Source organism: Rhodococcus cercidiphylli (assembly GCF_033042225.1).
Lineage (GTDB): Bacteria > Actinomycetota > Actinomycetes > Mycobacteriales > Mycobacteriaceae > Rhodococcoides.
The window spans coordinates 239,306-255,123 of the sequence record NZ_JAWLKE010000005.1; the positions used below are offsets into that span (position 1 = coordinate 239,306).

Here is a 15,818-nt window from a genome sequence, read left to right on the forward strand (position 1 = left end):
CCTCACAGAACGGTGTTCAACGCGTCCACCAGTATGTCGACCTGCTGCGAGTCCCGTACTGCGACGCGCAGGTAGTGACGGTCGAGCCCCGGGAACGTGTCTGCACGCCGCACCGCGATACCCATGGTGCGCAGGCGTTCTCGAACCACATCGGCTTCGTGGACGCGCAGCAGCAGGAACGGGGCGCGAGCCGGGCCTGCGACAAGGAGGCCGTGAGCCTCGAGGCGCGGGATCATCGCGGTGCGTTCGCGGTGGATTCGCTCGGACTCGGCGCGTGCCTGGTCGACCGCGAACGGTTCGGTACAGGCGCGGATCGCTTCGAGCTGCAGACTCCCCAGAGGCCAGTGCGCGCGGCCGTATTGCAGCTTCGCGAGGACGTCGGGGTGGCCCAGCGCATATCCGCATCGCAATCCCGCCAGCGCCCACGTCTTCGTCAGGCTGCGCAGAACCAGTACGTCGGGAAGGCTCTGTGAGGCGATCGACTCCCCAGCCCCGAGCACTGCGTCGGCGAAGGCCTCGTCGACCACCAGCGTGCGTCCGGGTCCACGCAGACTCAGTACCGCCTCACGGGGATGCAGAACCGAGGTGGGGTTGGTCGGGTTGCCGAGGATCACCATGTCGGCGGCGTCGGGCACGAGCGTCGGATCGAGTTCGAAGGGCGGCGGCAGGATCACTCGGTGCACCGGAATGCCCGCCTGCTCCAGCACCCAGTCGGGCTCGGTGAACGACGGGTGGATCGTCGCCACGAGCTGTGGCTCCAGCCGCGGCAGCATCGAGAAGCCCTCGGCCCCACCGCTGAGCAGCAGTACCTCGTCCGGTGAGCGGCCGTGGTGTTCGGCCACCTGTTCTCGTGCGGCCTTGTCGGCGGCCGTGCTCGGGTACGTACCCAGCGAATTCAGTGCCGCAGCCAGCCGATCGCGAAGCCATGCCGGCGGTCCGTCGCCCCGCACGTTGACTGCGAAGTCGACGAATCCGGAATCGACCTCGACGTCGCCGTGGTGACGGAGTCGCGCATCGGGATCGGCAGCTGTGTCGGACATCGCGACGAGCGTAGCCGCGCCTTCGTCGAACAGCCCGCACCGATAGGCTCGGGCCATGTCTGTCGATGCTCCCGCGTCCGTTGTCCTGTTCGATCTCGATGGGACGTTGACCGATTCCGCACCGGGAATTCATGCCGGTTTTCGTCATGCATTGGCGTCGGTGGAGGCTCCCGAACCGACCGAGGAACAGCTGTCGATGGTCGTCGGGCCACCCCTGATCGACACGCTGCGCGGACTCGGCCTGGACGAGGATGCCGCGCAGCGTGCCTTGGCGGCGTACTTCCAGCGCTACGACGAGCGGGGCTGGGCCGAGAACACCGCGTTCGACGGCATCGAGACGGTGTTGACGCGGTTGCAGGATCGCGGCGTACGCCTCGGCGTTGCGACGTCGAAGTCGGAGCGATTCGCCGTCCGGATTCTGGACCACTTCGGTCTGTCGCGGTACTTCGAGTTCATCGGCGGTGCCAGCAACGACGGCACCCGACGGGCGAAGTCCGATGTGATCGCGCATTCGCTGACCAACCTCGGGATCGAGCCGGTGGAGTCCGCGGACGGCGGCACGGCCGGGGTGATCATGATCGGTGATCGGGATCACGACGTGCACGGTGCCGCTCGATTCGGCATTCCCACGGTGTACGTGGAGTGGGGCTACGGCGTCGACGGCGAGAGCGCCGACGCCGCGTTCACCGCGTCGAGCATGGACGAACTGGCCAAGTTGCTGGAGCAGAACACGGCGGCCGTGCAGTGAACGAGCTACTGCACGTGACCTTCGTGTGCACCGGCAACATCTGCCGGTCGCCGATGGCCGAGAAGGTTTTCGCCGGGCATCTGCGCGACGCCGGTCTGGGCGACGCGGTGCGCGTCTCGAGTGCCGGGACCGGCGGTTGGCATGTGGGCGACGGCGCAGATCCACGCACCGTCGCCGAGCTCGATGCCCACGGATACGACAGCGAACACGAGGCAGCGCAGGTCGGACCGGATCACCTGGCGGCAGATCTGATCGTCGCGCTCGACACCGGCCACGCGAAGGCACTGCTGCAGCTCGGTGCGCCTGCCGAACGGGTGGCCCTGTTGCGATCGTTCGATCCCGATGCCGACGACTCCTCGGTGGCCGATCCGTACTACTCCTCCGATTCGGCGTTCACCGAAGTGCGCGAGCAGATCGAAAGTGCCGTTCCCGGCATGCTGGACTGGGCACGGTCTCGACTCTCTCGCTGACCCGGCTACCGTGGTGGAGTGCGAAAGTTAGCGTTCTTGCTGCGACCCAAATGGTTGGTGCTGGCTGCGGTGGTGCTGGCCTTCGCGTTCCTGTGCTTCAGCGTGCTCGCTCCGTGGCAGTTGGGGAAGAACACCTCGACGTCCGCGCGCAACGATCTGATCACCCGATCCGTCGACGCGGATCCGGTGCCGATCTCTGACGTTCTCACCGCAAACGGGTTTCCGGCCGAGGACGAGTGGCGTCGGGTCATCGCTTCCGGGGCCTATGTCACCGATTCCGACGTGCTGGTGCGACTGCGCAGCATCCGTGATCAGCCCGCATACGAGGTCATCACCCCGTTCGTGATCGACGGCGGGCCCACCGTGCTCGTCAATCGCGGGTACGTGTTGCCGGTGGAGGGAACCAGAGCGCCCGAGTTCGAGGCGGCACCCGCCGGCGAAGTGACGCTGAACGCACGGGTCCGCCAAGCCGAGGGCACCTCGCGCGAGCCCGTCGAGGACGACGGTCGGCTGCAGGTCTACAACATCAACCCGGAACAGATCGGCGCGGCGGTCGGAGTCGACGCCATCGACGGATACCTACAGCTCGACGACGCTCAGCCGGGCGGTCTCGGCTTGATCGAGCTACCGCAGACCGACGCGGGCCCCTATCTGTCCTACGGTCTGCAGTGGCTGGCGTTCGGCATCATGGCACCGCTGGGTCTGGCGTATTTCGCTCGGGCGGAGATACGGGAACGCCGCAATTCACGTGCCGAGCTCGCGAACGCGATGTCCGGCGAGCCGGACACCGAGCCCGAGCCGGAGGACAAGGCCGGCCCGGACGAGGAAGAAGAATTCACGCTGCCCACCCGACGCGAGAAACGAGCAAAGGCGCGCGCGGCGTCACGCCCGACGACGCCGTCGGATCCTCGCTTGGCCGATCGCTACGGCAAGAATCGCTGACGCGACCGCGGACAGTTCCTGTACTCGGCTCGACAGTGCGACCGATCGACGAAGATCGCGTGCGGTCGGCGAATGTCCGTCACCGAGTGTCGGCCTGATCTCCATGCCGTGTCGGTACTGGGTTCTGCCGCCGAGCTGCAGCCCCAGTGCCCCGGCAGCCGACGCCTCCGCAACACCTGCGTTGGGGCTGGGATGCTGCGCGGCGTCGCGTCGCCACATCTGCAGGGCTCGGGCGGGCGATCCCTGCACCGAGGGTGCTGCGACAACCGTCGCCACACCGGTGACGCGGGCCGGTAGCAGGTTCAGAACGTCGTCGATTCGCGCTGCGGCCCAACCGAAACGCAGATACTTCGGAGACCGGTAGCCGACCATCGCGTCGAGCGTGTTGCTCGCTCGATAGGCCAGAATTCCCGGGACCCCGGCCAGTGCTCCCCACACCAGCACTCCGACCGTGGCATCGGAGGTGTTCTCCGCGATGGACTCCAGTGCGGCGCGCGCGAGGCCGTCGGAGTCGAGTGGTTCGGGATCCCGACCGCACAGTGATGGCAGCAACGCGCGTGCGCTCGCGAGGTCGTCGTTGTCGAGGTGATCTGCCATCTGCCGGCCCACCTTGGACAGGGACGTGCCGCCGAGCGCGACCCAGGTAGTGGCCGCGACCAGAGCAACCTCGGCGGGTGCACCCACACGAACGGCGACACGGTTCGACCCGACGCCGAGTGCGGTCACCGAGCCGATCAGCGCGACTGCGTGGACGACGCCCAGCGCTCGACTATCGCGGTAGAGGACGTGTTCGACGCGCAGCGCCGTGGTGCCGAATCCTGCAACCGGGTGCCAGCGTTGTGGGTCTGCGAACACTCGATCGAGGCCGTAGCCGACCAGTAAGCCGATCGCTCGGGAGTGTGTCCACATCCCACGAATCTTGCCAACTGCGCACCCGGCGCAGGAATTCGGTATGCCGGACTCAGCGCTGGCGGTACGCGCCTGCCAACTGGCGACCGCGGAAGTCGATGTCGCTTCCGTCGTTGAGCAGTGCGATTGCCATTCCTACGAAGCCGACCGTTGCAATTACGAACAGTGTCATGATTCCCCCAGAATCTCGAGTGGATCCGCGTCCGCGGATGTGTCTGTAACAGATTGTTACCCCTATCTTCACTGTTTCCCACTTCTTTGAGGTCGGCGTCACGTGTGTCCGTCATCACGAGACGCGCGTCTCATCGAAACGTCCAAATATCAACGGCCACCGGCACTCTCGGACTGTGCACTTCTCCCGTCGTTACTGCGACACAGGAACGAGATGCTCTTCGTCGGTCACGACCGATCTGAGGAACTCGTCGACGACTTTCACCCGGGCCAGACCGGTCAGCTCTCGCGGCACCACCGTCCAATACGTCCTCTCGACCGAGACGACGCCGTCCAACACCGACGTGAGAACCTCGTCCGGCTCACCGATGTAGCTTGGCAGGGGCACAATTCCCACCCCGGATCTCGCCGCGATCCACTGCCCGGTGATGTTGTTGGTCTGAATCTGCGCGCGGCCCTCCGGCAGGATCGCATCCAGAATTCGCAGCGGTGCCACATCCAGCAGCGCGTCGACGTACGAGATAAGCGTGTGTTCTCGCAGATCGTCGACGGTGTCGATGGGCGACGTCGCGGCGAGATACTCGGCGGAAGCGTAGAGCCCGAGGGAGTACGTGGCCAACCTGCGAGTCACCACTAATCGCGGCGACGGCCGCTCCAACGTGATTGCGATGTCGAATTCCCTGGTGGCCAACGAGTTGTGCTCGGTGGCGGTGACCAATTCGATGTCGAGATCGGGGTGCTTGTCTCTGAGCAGCCCCAGTTTCGGTGTCAGAACGAACGCTCCGAACCCGTCCGGGGCTGCGATGCGCACGGTCCCTCGCAGGGTGCCGGTGTCGGAGGTCTGATCCTCGAAGGCGGCGATGAGTGTCGATTCGACGGTCTCGGCATATCCGACGAGGCGTCGACCCGCCTCGGTGAGTCGCCAACCCGTCGGCGTTCTGTCGAACAGGCGCTGACCGGCCGATTTCTCGAGCGCGGTGATGCGCCGACCGACGGTGGTGTGGTCCACACCGAGAGTGTGCGCGGCGTCGGTCAAACGCCCGGTCCTCGACACTTCGAGGAAGTAGCGGAGGTGGTCTGCGTTCAACACCCATCGAGACTATCGCCGGTGTGCATTTCTGCACAGCGATCTGCGGTTTTGGCCTTTGACATGTGCATCCTTACAAGTGAGACTCGGGACACACCCGAAGGAAGGATCGAACGTTGACCGACGTCATTGCGCACTGGCTCGATGGAAAGACCTATTCCGGCACCTCCGACCGAACCGCGGCCGTCACGAACCCCGCGACCGGCGAGGTCACCGGCACGCTCACCCTGGCCGATCAGGGCGACGCCCGGGCGGTCATCGACGCCGCTGCAGCCGAATTCCCGGCGTGGCGCGACACCTCCCTCGCCAAGCGCACATCCATCCTGTTCTCCTTTCGAGAGTTGTTGAACGCGAGGAAGAACGAGCTCGCCGAGATCATCACCTCCGAACACGGAAAAGTTCTCTCCGACGCCCTCGGCGAGATTTCCCGCGGCCAGGAAGTCGTCGAATTCGCCTGCGGCATGGCGCATCTGCTCAAGGGCGGATACACCGAGAATGCCTCGACCGGCGTCGACGTCTACTCCATCCGCCAGCCGCTCGGACCGGTCGGCATCATCTCCCCCTTCAACTTTCCCGCCATGGTCCCGATGTGGTTCTTCCCCATCGCCATCGCGGCCGGCAACACCGTGGTACTCAAGCCCTCGGAGAAAGACCCGAGCGCGAGTATCTGGCTCGCCCGGCTCTGGGCCGAGGCCGGTCTGCCCGACGGCGTGTTCAACGTCCTCCAAGGCGACAAGGTTGCCGTCGACGAGCTCCTCGAGAACAAGAAGATCAAGTCGATCTCCTTCGTCGGCTCCACCCCCATCGCCCAGTACGTCTACTCCACCGGCACCGCCCACGGAAAGCGCGTCCAAGCCCTCGGCGGCGCCAAGAACCACGCCGTCGTACTCCCCGATGCAGATCTCGACCTCGCCGCCGACGCCATGGTCAACGCCGGCTTCGGCTCCGCAGGCGAACGCTGCATGGCCATCTCCGCACTCGTGGCCGTCGGGAACATCGCCGACGAACTCGTCGCGAAGATCGCCGAACGGACCACCCCGCTGGTCACCGGCGACGGCACCCGAGGGGCAGACATGGGTCCGCTCGTCACCAAGGCCCACCGTGACAAGGTCGCCTCGTACGTCGATGCAGGCGAAGCCGCCGGGGCCACCCTCGTGGTCGACGGCCGCGGTGTGAAGGCCGACGGTGGAGAGAACGGATTCTGGCTCGGCCCCACCCTCATCGACCACGTCACCCCCGACATGAGCGTCTACACCGACGAGATCTTCGGACCGGTCCTCTCGGTCGTTCGCGTCGAGACCTACGACGATGCCCTGCAGCTGATCAATGAGAACCCCTACGGCAACGGCACCGCCATCTTCACCAACGACGGTGGGGCGGCACGCCGCTTCCAGAACGAGGTCGAGGTCGGCATGGTCGGCATCAACGTACCCATCCCGGTTCCCATGGCCTACTACAGCTTCGGCGGCTGGAAGAACTCTCTGTTCGGCGACAGCCACGCCCACGGCACCGAGGGTGTTCACTTCTTCACCCGCGGCAAAGCTGTCACCAGTCGCTGGCTCGACCCCAGCCACGGCGGCATCAACCTCGGCTTCCCCGAAAACAGCTGACCCCCGAAACAGAGCTGACGCATGTGCGCGGAACTTCTTAGCCCACAACGAAGTTCCGCGCACATGGTCACACCTCGAAGGAGCACTCCATGGTTGCCAATATTTCGTTTCCTCGGTTTCTCAAGCTGGGCGGCGGTGCCGTCGAGGATCTGGGGACGGTTCTGACCGACCTCGACGTGTCACGGCCGTTGCTCGTCACCGATGCGTTCATGGCCGGTAACGGCTCGGCGGATCGTTTGATGAAGATCATGACCGAGGCCGGTAAGACGCCTGCATTGTTCTCTGGCACCGTTCCGGATCCGACGACCGATTCGTTGGTGGCCGGTCTCGACGCGGTGCAGCAGCATTCGGCCGATTCGATCATCGGGTTCGGCGGTGGCAGTCCGATGGACACGGCCAAGGCGTTGGCCATCCTCGCGGTGCAGGGCGGCACGATGCGGGACTTCAAAGCTCCTGTGCTGTCGACCGGCCCGGCCCTACCGATCATCGCCATCCCCACCACGGCCGGAAGTGGTTCGGAGGCAACTCAGTTCACCATCATCACCGACGTGGCCTCGGACGAGAAGATGTTGTGCCCCGGGCTGTCGTTCCTGCCGATCGCCTCGATCATCGACTTCGAGTTGACGATGTCGATGCCGGCGCGTCTGACGGCCGACACCGGTGTCGATGCACTCACCCACGCCATCGAGGCGTACGTCAGCAAGAAGGCCAACCCCATCTCCGACGGTTTGGCGCTCAGTGCGATTCGCACGATCGGGACGTCGTTGCTGCGGGCGTATCGGGACGGCGACGACCGGCAGGCGCGCGAGGCGATGATGCACGCCTCGACGCAGGCGGGAATGGCCTTCTCCAATGCGAGCGTCTGCCTGGTGCACGGGATGAGTCGTCCCATCGGGGCGCATTTCCATGTTGCACACGGGCTTTCCAACGCGATGCTGTTGCCTGCCGTCACCGCATTCTCGATCGACGGAGCACCGGCGCGTTACGCCGACTGCGCACGCGCACTGGGCGCGGCGTCGGAAAGCGATTCGGATCAGGTTGCCGGTGGCAAGTTGCAGGATGCGATCGTCACACTGTGCCGTGAGGTGGAGGTTCCGACGCCGGAGACCGTCGGTATCGACAAGGCGAAATGGGACGACCTGTTGCCGCTCATGGCCGAGCAGGCACTCGCGTCCGGCAGCCCGGGCAACAATCCGGTCGTGCCGACCGCCGAACAGATCGTCGATCTGTACCGGCAGGTGTACGCGGGAATCTAGTCGCACTCACTCCGATGCGCGGGCGGCAACAGTGTCGCGCCGCGTATTTCGGCGTTGCACCACTATTCCGCCGATCACGGTCACTGCAGCGAGGACGGCCGAGAGCAGGATCGACGACCGCTGCTCCGGCCGCACCACCATCATCACCAGGACGAAGACGATGAACCCGATGGCCAGGTAGGTCAACCACGGGTACAGCCACATCCGAACGGCAGGGCGTTCGTCGTCGCGATCGAGTTGACGCCGCAGCACCAGCTGGCTGCTGGCGATGGCAAGGTAGACGAACAGGGCGACGGCCCCGGTGGTCGCCAGCAGGTAGGTGAAGAGTTTCTCGGGCAGGATGTAGTTTCCGACCACGGCGAGGAAGCCGAGCACCATCGAGGCGATCACCGCGATCCACGGCACCCCATTTGTGGTGATCTTCTTGACCGCCCTGGGTGCGTCGCCTCGATCGCCGAGCGAATACAGCATGCGCGACGCGGTGTAGAGCGCAGAGTTCAGGCACGACGCGACGGCAGTCAGGATGACGATGTCCATGATGGTCTCCGCGTGCGGAATTCCCATCTTGGACAGCACGAATTGGTACGAGCCCGTATTGGGATCCAATTCGTTCCAGGGCACCAAAGCGACGATGACGAAGATGGAACCGAAGTAGAAGATCGAAATTCGCCAGATCACCGAGTTGGTGGCGCGGGTGATTCCCTTTGCCGGGTCCTTGGATTCGGCAGCGGCGATGGTGACGATTTCCGACCCCATGAACGAAAACATCGTCGTCAGCATGGCCGCGATCACCGCACCGAACCCGAGGGGCATGAATCCGCCCGAGGCCCAGAGTTGGTCCACACCACTGACTTCCGAATCGGGTAGCCATCCCAGAATGGCCGCGATTCCGAGGCCGATGAACGCGATGATCGCCACCACCTTCACCAGCGCGAACCAGAACTCGAACTCGCCGTAGTTGCCGACGCTGATCAGGTTGGTCGCGGTGAGGGCAATGACGATGAGAAGTGCCCACATCCACTGGGCCCCGCCGAGCCAGTTGGTGAGAATCGACGCTGCCGCGGTGGCTTCCACCGGTATCACCAACACCCAGAACCACCAGTAGAGCCATCCCACAGAGAATCCGGCCCAATGTCCGAGTGCGCGTGTGGTATACGTGGAGAACGAGCCGGTGTCGGGATTGGCCGTCGCCATCTCCCCCAGCATGCGCATCACCAGAATCACGAGTGTTCCCGCGAACAGGTACGCCAGCAGCACCGCCGGGCCTGCCGTCGCGATCGCGTTGGCCGAACCCACGAACAATCCCGCGCCGATGACTCCGGCTATCGAAATCATCGTCACGTGCCGTGGTTTCAGGCTGGTACCGAGTCCGTTCTCGCCGGTGTCCGGCTTCTCCGTAATGGCCATCCCTGTAGTCGAACACAATGTGAACGCCGACGCAGCGGGTGACCGTTATGTCCAGACAGGCGGTGGTACAGAGATATTCGCGCGAATCCGGGCATACTGGACGCATGAACTCCCAAGCGGACAGCATCACCGATCCGGTCACCATCGTCGGTGCGGGCATAGCCGGCGCGGCCTGCGCGCGGGTTCTCCGCGACGCAGACGTGCCGTTCCGCATCGTCGACCGAGGACGCGCTCCGGGCGGGCGGATGTCATCACCGGAGTTGCACGGCCGTCGCGTCGACCTGGGCGCCGGTTACTTCACCGTCCGTGATCAGGAATTCTCGACGGTGGTTGCCGATTGGGAGTCGGCTGGGTTGGCGCGCCAGTGGGCCAACACGTTCGGCATCCTCAAGCCCGCAACAGCCCCGTGCACAACGACCGGACCGGTTCGCTGGGCTACCCCGAACGGGCTGCGATCGCTGGTACGAAACATGCTCGACGGCTTCGACATCGAGCATTCCACCGAGCTGCCCGAATTGCCCGACGGTCATGTCGTGGTCGCGATGCCGGATCCGCAGGCGGCGCGACTGACCGCCGTCCCCGATGCCGTCGATTACGTTCCTGTCATCGCAGTGGCGTGTGGGTTCGACGGGCTCGACATCCCCTTCCGCGATGCGGCGTTCGTCAACGATCATCCTGATATCGATTTCGTCGTCGACGACGGTGCACGCCGAGGCGACGGCGCTCCGGTTCTGGTGGTGCACACCACGTCGGAGCGAGCGCATCAGCATCTCGAAGACCCAGACGGCGCGATCGCCCCGGTTCTCGACGCGCTACGCGAGTTGTCCGTCGCCTCGGCGGCACCCGTGTGGACCCACGCTCATCGATGGACCTTCGCCAAGCCTGCGACCCAGCACGATTCGAACTACGCGCTTCAGCAGCAGGACGGACGTTTCGTCGGATTGGCGGGCGATCAGTGGTGTGAAGCCGGAGTGCCCAGGGTGGAAAGCGCCTGGCGTTCGGGGACTGATGTGGCGCGTGCGCTGATCGACTCGCTCCGACACTGAACCTCGCGGCACGACTGCTCCACTCCCTTGCGCGCTCGGGTTTCCCTCGTGGCGGTATCGAAATCGGCGTGGACCATTACCGCGTTCATGCCCGCTGATGCCACCGAAAACTCTGCGCGCGAACATCTCCCAACCGGATCACCAGCAGCTACGTCTCCGCGCGATAGTTACTTTATTTCCTGTTCACTATTTCGAAGTATGTACACATTTAACCGGTTAAGGTGTGACGACACGCGCAGATCTCGCCCCCTCGTCGCCGTCGCACACAGAATCGGAGCAGTCCGTGGCCACCATCCGAACCCCGGAGCAGACCAGACGCCGTGGCGTACTCGCTGCCACCGTCGGCACCATCGTCGAGTACTACGACCTCACCGTTTACGCCTATCTCGCGGTGGTCGTCAGCCCGTTGTTCTTCCCCGGTGACGACCCGACGGCGTCGTTGCTCGCCAGTCTGGCCGTCTTTGCGTCCGCCTACCTGATGCGTCCGATCGGTGGAATCTTCTTCGGCCGCCTCGGTGACCGCCACGGCCGCAAGCGCGCCTTGTTGTTCTCGGTACTGCTCATGGGCGTCGGCAGTGCGCTGATGGCCTTCCTCCCCACCTACGAGAACGCGGGGGTTCTCGCGCCGATTCTGCTGGTCATAGCCCGCCTGGTTCAGGGCTTCTCTGCCGGTGGCGAACTCGGCGGCGCGCTCACATACGTCTACGAAACGGTCGGCGAAAAACGCAAGGGGCTCGGCGCATCTTTCGTCGCATTGGGTAGCAACAGCGGTTTCGCACTCGCGGCCATCGCTGTGGCCGTCACCTCCACTCTCACCACCGATGCACAAATGACCAGCTGGGGCTGGCGAATTCCGTTCCTGCTCGGCATCCCACTGGTGCTGTTCTGCCTCTGGACCCGAACTCGAATCGAAGACACCCCGCAGTTCGTCAACGCAGTCGCGGAAAACGAAGTCGCGAAGGCACCGTTGACCGAACTGCTTCGCACTCACCCCAAGCAGGTTTTGCAGGTCTTCGGGCTGGGTGTGGCTCAGAACGCGACCGGATACATGGTGCTCACCTACATCGGCATCCATTTGGTGCGCGAAGGTGGATTCAGTCAGAGTTCGGTCACCTGGACTGCGGCCGGTGTGATCGTGCTAGTCGCGGCGTCCATGCCGCTCGCCGGGTTGCTCGTAGATCGGTTCGGCAGCGTGCGTGTGCTGGCCAGCGGATTACTCGCCTCGGCACTGCTCGCATACCCGGCAATGTCGATGATGAGCGGTCACGGGTTGTTCGTTGCTGCAATTGCTTTCATGTTCTTCGCGGTAGGCACACCCTTGATCCAGACGGCAACCGCTCCCCTGTTCCCGTCGTTGTTCGACTCGCGAGTTCGATTGACCGGCGTCGCTCTCGGCTTCAACATTGCGACGATCGCGACCGGTGGGACCGCTGCCTACATTGCGACGTGGCTGATCGACCGCACCGGAAGCTCGGTTTCACCCGCATACTTCGTCATAGGCTCGGCCGTGATCGGCATGATCACCCTCGCGACCATCCGGCAGAAGACCTACGGCGGATTGCGGACCGGCAGCCGAGTCGCCGACGGACTGCCGTCGCAGTCGGGAGCGCTCGACGATGTCAGCTCCCGACGAACGTGACCGTCTCGTCCAGAGGCGCTCGGCTGGTGCGGAATCCGTTGATCGGGTGAGTCTCGTCGGGATAGCCGAAGGAAATGCCGGCCACCACTCTTCGAGTGTCCGGGATGTCGAACCACTCGTGCAGAAACGGTGAGTACGCGGCCAGGGCTGCTTGTGCGATCGCTCCGAGACCGAGACTCTGCGCCGCGAGCAGGAAAGTTTGCAGATACAACCCGCAGTCGACCGCCCCGTACACACCCAGATCGGCGTCGGTGGTGATGATGGCCGCGTGCGGGGCGTCGAACAGCTCGTAATTGCGAATGAATTGACGCGTCGTCGCCTCGGTGTCGGACTTGACCACGCCGATGCTCTCGTACAGCGCCCCACCGCATTCGCGTCTGCGCGCACGGTGCACAGCGTTGTAATTGGCCGGGAACGGGAAGTCCGGTTGCGGCACACCGGACGGCACGTGCTCCACCAACGCGTCGGAGAACTTCCGGGTGGCATCGCCCTCGGTCACGATGATCTGCCACGACTGGGTGTTGGACCACGAAGGTGTGCGCCGGGCGGCAGACAGTAGCTGTTCGAGTACCTCACGCGAGACCTGCTTCGGCAGGAACTGCCGGCACGAGTACCTCTCGTCGAGCAGTTCTGTCAGGGCGTCGTACCGGGTCACATCGTCCGCCTCGTGTCGGTGTTCGTCGGGTGCGGGTCGAACGTAACACCACGGCTGCGCCCGACGGTCAGCCGCTGGACCGTCGGACGCAGGGTACCGCTACTGCAGGGGTAGCAGAATGTCCTTGACACGCGGATCGGTGGCCAGGAATTCCTGCACCGCAGGATCCTTGAACGCCGCGACGAGATTCTTGATGTTGTCCGTATCCGCCCAGCGGCTCCCGATCGTGAGCTGGCCGGCGAACTCGTCCGGTGCCGGCGGAGCGAAGATCTGCTTCTTGACGGGGATGCCTGCGGCGAGGTCGTACTCGGTGTAGCCCACAGCTGCATCGAGATCCGGGAGCGCCCGCGACTGCGCGGCGAAATCCAGAAGAGTGAATTTCAGGTTTTTCGGGTTACCGACGATGTCCTTCTGCGTGGCCGTCGACTTGTCGACAGCGGGGTCGAGCGTGATCAGCCCCGCTCGCTCGAGCACCCACAGGCCCTGGGCTTCGTTGGCCGGGTCGGAGTAGAGCGACACCGTTGCGCCGTCCGGCAATTGGGCCGGGTCTGAGTACTTGTCGGACCACAAGCCGAAGCCCCATCGGAACACCGGGGTGGCGGCTTCCTCCTGGAAGTCCGGGTTGGATTCGAGGACCTGGCCGAGCCACAGCTTGTGTTGGTAGACGGTCGCCGCTACTTCACCTTCGCTGACGGCGCGGTTGATGGTGTTGCTGTCCGCGAGTCCGCGGTACGCGACCGTGATGCCGTACTTGGGAGCAACCTGATCGGCAACGAATTCGACCAGGGCCTGCTCGGATGCATTGCCTTCGGCAGTGGCGACAACAAGGGTTGCCCCCTCGGTCTCGTTCGCCGAGGCCGTGTCGCCGAAGAAGGCGATGCGGACAATGACGGCGAGGGCGATCAGCAGTACGACGGCCGCGATGATCCAAGGAGCTTTTCGACGGTTCTTCAGCTCGAAGCCGTGTGCTTCGGTGGACGTTGTCATGGTGGATGGACCTTTCGAATGTGGTTCAGACAGTGCGCACAGCGCGTTGATGAGGTGTGGTGTAGCGAACGAGAGCATCGCCGACTAGCTGGACGGCGGCGACGGTGAGAATCAGAATGACGATCGTTGCGATCATGACGGTGTGGTCGAATCGCTGATATCCGTATGTGACTGCGACATAACCGATTCCGCCTGCACCGATGGTGCCCGCGATGGCCGAGTACTCGATCATGGCGATGACGTTGATGGTCAGTCCACCGATGATCGACGGCACAGCCTCGGACAACTGTGTGGTGGTGACCTGCAGCGTGGAGCCACCCGACGCTCGGGCGACGTCGACCACCGACGTCGGGACCGAGCGCAGGGAGTTCTCGACGATGCGGGTGAAGAATGCGATGCCCGCCAACGACATCGGCACCACAGCGGCTGCGACACCGATGTTCGTTCCGGTGATCCATCGCGTGACCGGAACCAGTGCAGCCATCAGGATCAGAAACGGCAACGACCGTCCGATACTGACGATCCAGCTGATGGGCGCATGGAGTACCGGGTTCTCGAACAGCCCACCGGGGCCCAGGTTGAACAGCGCGGACCCCAGCGGAACACCCACGAGCACCACGATGAACATCACGATCCCGACCATCGTGAGGGTGTCGCCGAGCGCAGGCAGGAGTAGAGCAGGCAGCTCGTCGACCGGAACCTTGTTGCCTGCGGCCACAATTGCTATGACGACGCCACCTCGAGTACCGGTTGGTCGGATGCTGCGGATCCGGAAAGTCCTAGCGCCGCGAGAGCACCGGGGACGCGTGCACTCAGGTGGGCACCGATGCCGAGTGCGGCGCTGCCGACAGCCACTCCGGCGACCACCTGGACCGAGGCTCCGAGTAATGCGACGGGTGCGCCGAGATCCTGGCCCAACCGCCCGATCCAGTCCTGCGGAACCTCGGGCGAGTCGTAGATCACGTTCCATTGCACGTCACCGGCCGCAGCCGGTGCGTCGTCCCGCCTGGGGCGCAGTTCGTTGCCGAGCGCGGACGTGTGGTCGGTCAGCAGATCGACCAGCTTCCCGGATTCGACGATGCGTCCGTGATCGAGTCGGGCAACCGAATCTGCTGCTCGCAGAACGGTATCCATTTCGTGTGTGATGAACACGATGGCCAGGTCGAGGTCCTGGCGCAGTTCGCGCAGCAATTGGACAACCGATTCGGTGGTCTGCGGATCCAAGCCGGAGGTTGCCTCGTCGGAGAGCAGCACCGATGGCCGCAGCGCCAACGCTCGCGCAATTCCCACTCGTTGACGCTGCCCGCCCGAGAGTTGAAAGGGATAGCGAGCGGCTTTGTCGGACAGCCCCACTCGGTCGAGAAGCTCGCCCACTCTCCTGGCCGTCTCGGCCTTCGTGGCCCCGAGGTAGTCCAATGGCAAGGCGACGTTCTCCGCAACGGTTCGACGCGAGAGCAGACTCGAAGACTGAAACACGGTACCGATGCGCCGCCGCGCAACCCGAAGTTGCCTGGCATTCAACGCCGTCAGGTCGTCCCCGTTGACGATGACCGAGCCCGAGGTGGGCCGGGTCAGCAGGTTGATGCATTGGGCCAGCGTGCTTTTGCCGGCACCGCTGGGGCCCACGACGGCGAGGATCTCGCCGGCCTGAACTGTGAAGTCCAGCCGGTCGAGTACGACGGTTCGGCTGTCCCCCGCCCCGTATGTCTTGGTCAATTGCGCTATTTCGATCATGCTCCGACGCTTCTTTCGCTGATGTGACTGCGCAAGAGTGAGGCATCGGAGCACTACTGACCAGCTATCGACTCATCACGATCCGAACTGTTCCCACCGGTCTGAGTCGTCGGTAGC

15 protein-coding genes are annotated in these 15,818 nt (G+C 64.2%); 7 read left to right on the plus strand and 8 right to left on the minus strand.

Annotation, left to right across the window (positions count from 1 at the left end; all coding sequences use genetic code 11):
* Window positions 1-2 precede the first annotated feature (2 nt).
* Entirely contained in the window at window positions 3-1,040 is a 1,038-nt protein-coding gene (cobC, locus tag R3P95_RS14320) for an Rv2231c family pyridoxal phosphate-dependent protein CobC (protein ID WP_317548592.1), read from the minus strand.
* A gap of 55 nt (window positions 1,041-1,095) precedes the next feature.
* On the opposite strand from cobC, the gene R3P95_RS14325 reads away from it, so the two are divergent.
* The 3 genes from R3P95_RS14325 to R3P95_RS14335 are packed head-to-tail and all read left to right on the plus strand — an operon-like array spanning window position 1,096 to window position 3,200.
* Complete coding sequence (locus R3P95_RS14325) at window positions 1,096-1,788, plus strand: HAD-IA family hydrolase (RefSeq protein ID WP_317548593.1); 693 nt, start codon at window positions 1,096-1,098, stop codon at window positions 1,786-1,788.
* Window positions 1,785-2,258, plus strand: a complete 474-nt coding sequence (locus R3P95_RS14330) for a low molecular weight protein-tyrosine-phosphatase (protein ID WP_317548594.1) — start codon at window positions 1,785-1,787, stop codon at window positions 2,256-2,258. Before R3P95_RS14325 ends, R3P95_RS14330 begins: the two co-directional genes overlap by 4 nt.
* A gap of 18 nt (window positions 2,259-2,276) precedes the next feature.
* Complete coding sequence (locus R3P95_RS14335; RefSeq protein WP_149406163.1) at window positions 2,277-3,200, plus strand: SURF1 family cytochrome oxidase biogenesis protein; 924 nt, start codon at window positions 2,277-2,279, stop codon at window positions 3,198-3,200.
* Here the strand turns inward: R3P95_RS14335 and R3P95_RS14340 are convergent.
* Both R3P95_RS14340 and R3P95_RS14345 read right to left on the minus strand, forming a co-directional pair.
* Entirely contained in the window at window positions 3,141-4,109 is a 969-nt protein-coding gene (locus R3P95_RS14340) for a cobalamin biosynthesis protein (RefSeq protein ID WP_317548597.1), read from the minus strand. The two genes, R3P95_RS14335 and R3P95_RS14340, sit on opposite strands and share 60 nt — an antisense overlap.
* 364 nt (window positions 4,110-4,473) lie before the next feature.
* On the minus strand, window positions 4,474-5,370 hold the full coding sequence (locus R3P95_RS14345) for a LysR family transcriptional regulator (protein ID WP_317548599.1): 897 nt from the start codon (window positions 5,368-5,370) through the stop codon (window positions 4,474-4,476).
* Window positions 5,371-5,483: 113 nt separating this feature from the next.
* On the opposite strand from R3P95_RS14345, the gene R3P95_RS14350 reads away from it, so the two are divergent.
* The gene (locus tag R3P95_RS14350; RefSeq protein ID WP_317548600.1) at window positions 5,484-6,977 is read left to right on the plus strand and encodes a CoA-acylating methylmalonate-semialdehyde dehydrogenase; all 1,494 of its coding nucleotides are present in this window, start codon (window positions 5,484-5,486) and stop codon (window positions 6,975-6,977) included.
* An 89-nt stretch (window positions 6,978-7,066) separates the two neighbouring features.
* A complete protein-coding gene (locus R3P95_RS14355) occupies window positions 7,067-8,233 on the plus strand; it encodes an iron-containing alcohol dehydrogenase (RefSeq protein ID WP_317548601.1) in 1,167 nt (388 codons plus the stop codon).
* A 6-nt stretch (window positions 8,234-8,239) separates the two neighbouring features.
* Here R3P95_RS14355 and R3P95_RS14360 read toward each other — a convergent pair whose 3' ends face one another.
* Window positions 8,240-9,640: an amino acid permease gene (locus R3P95_RS14360; RefSeq protein ID WP_317548602.1), complete on the minus strand. Its 1,401-nt coding sequence runs from the start codon at window positions 9,638-9,640 to the stop codon at window positions 8,240-8,242.
* A gap of 104 nt (window positions 9,641-9,744) precedes the next feature.
* Here R3P95_RS14360 and R3P95_RS14365 point away from each other — a divergent pair, with 104 nt between their 5' ends.
* Window positions 9,745-10,686 (plus strand): NAD(P)/FAD-dependent oxidoreductase, encoded by a 942-nt coding sequence (locus tag R3P95_RS14365; protein ID WP_317548603.1) that lies wholly within the window; start codon window positions 9,745-9,747, stop codon window positions 10,684-10,686.
* A 283-nt stretch (window positions 10,687-10,969) separates the two neighbouring features.
* Window positions 10,970-12,325 carry an MFS transporter gene (locus R3P95_RS14370; protein WP_094640410.1) on the plus strand — a complete coding sequence of 452 codons (1,356 nt, stop codon included), beginning with the start codon at window positions 10,970-10,972 and terminating at the stop codon, window positions 12,323-12,325.
* Here the strand turns inward: R3P95_RS14370 and R3P95_RS14375 are convergent.
* From R3P95_RS14375 to R3P95_RS14390, 4 genes are all read right to left on the minus strand, one after another.
* Complete coding sequence (locus R3P95_RS14375) at window positions 12,306-12,980, minus strand: nitroreductase (protein ID WP_317548604.1); 675 nt, start codon at window positions 12,978-12,980, stop codon at window positions 12,306-12,308. The two genes, R3P95_RS14370 and R3P95_RS14375, sit on opposite strands and share 20 nt — an antisense overlap.
* Window positions 12,981-13,079: 99 nt before the next feature.
* Complete coding sequence (locus tag R3P95_RS14380) at window positions 13,080-13,967, minus strand: MetQ/NlpA family ABC transporter substrate-binding protein (protein ID WP_317548605.1); 888 nt, start codon at window positions 13,965-13,967, stop codon at window positions 13,080-13,082.
* Window positions 13,968-13,992: 25 nt separating this feature from the next.
* Window positions 13,993-14,610, minus strand: a complete 618-nt coding sequence (locus R3P95_RS14385; protein WP_317548775.1) for a methionine ABC transporter permease — start codon at window positions 14,608-14,610, stop codon at window positions 13,993-13,995.
* Between the two features lie 80 nt (window positions 14,611-14,690).
* The gene (locus tag R3P95_RS14390; protein WP_317548606.1) at window positions 14,691-15,701 is read right to left on the minus strand and encodes a methionine ABC transporter ATP-binding protein; all 1,011 of its coding nucleotides are present in this window, start codon (window positions 15,699-15,701) and stop codon (window positions 14,691-14,693) included.
* Window positions 15,702-15,818: the final 117 nt, after the last annotated feature.

What these genes read in the sequence shown, in the direction of transcription:
- cobC (WP_317548592.1), bottom strand. Translation starts at nt 1,040, where the DNA reads ATGTCCGACACAGCTGCCGATCCCGATGCGCGACTCCGTCACCACGGC.
- R3P95_RS14325 (WP_317548593.1), top strand. Translation starts at nt 1,096, where the DNA reads ATGTCTGTCGATGCTCCCGCGTCCGTTGTCCTGTTCGATCTCGATGGG.
- R3P95_RS14340 (WP_317548597.1), bottom strand. Translation starts at nt 4,109, where the DNA reads ATGTGGACACACTCCCGAGCGATCGGCTTACTGGTCGGCTACGGCCTC.
- R3P95_RS14355 (WP_317548601.1), top strand. Translation starts at nt 7,067, where the DNA reads ATGGTTGCCAATATTTCGTTTCCTCGGTTTCTCAAGCTGGGCGGCGGT.
- R3P95_RS14360 (WP_317548602.1), bottom strand. Translation starts at nt 9,640, where the DNA reads ATGGCCATTACGGAGAAGCCGGACACCGGCGAGAACGGACTCGGTACC.
- R3P95_RS14365 (WP_317548603.1), top strand. Translation starts at nt 9,745, where the DNA reads ATGAACTCCCAAGCGGACAGCATCACCGATCCGGTCACCATCGTCGGT.
- R3P95_RS14380 (WP_317548605.1), bottom strand. Translation starts at nt 13,967, where the DNA reads ATGACAACGTCCACCGAAGCACACGGCTTCGAGCTGAAGAACCGTCGA.
- R3P95_RS14385 (WP_317548775.1), bottom strand. Translation starts at nt 14,610, where the DNA reads ATGGTCGGGATCGTGATGTTCATCGTGGTGCTCGTGGGTGTTCCGCTG.
- R3P95_RS14390 (WP_317548606.1), bottom strand. Translation starts at nt 15,701, where the DNA reads ATGATCGAAATAGCGCAATTGACCAAGACATACGGGGCGGGGGACAGC.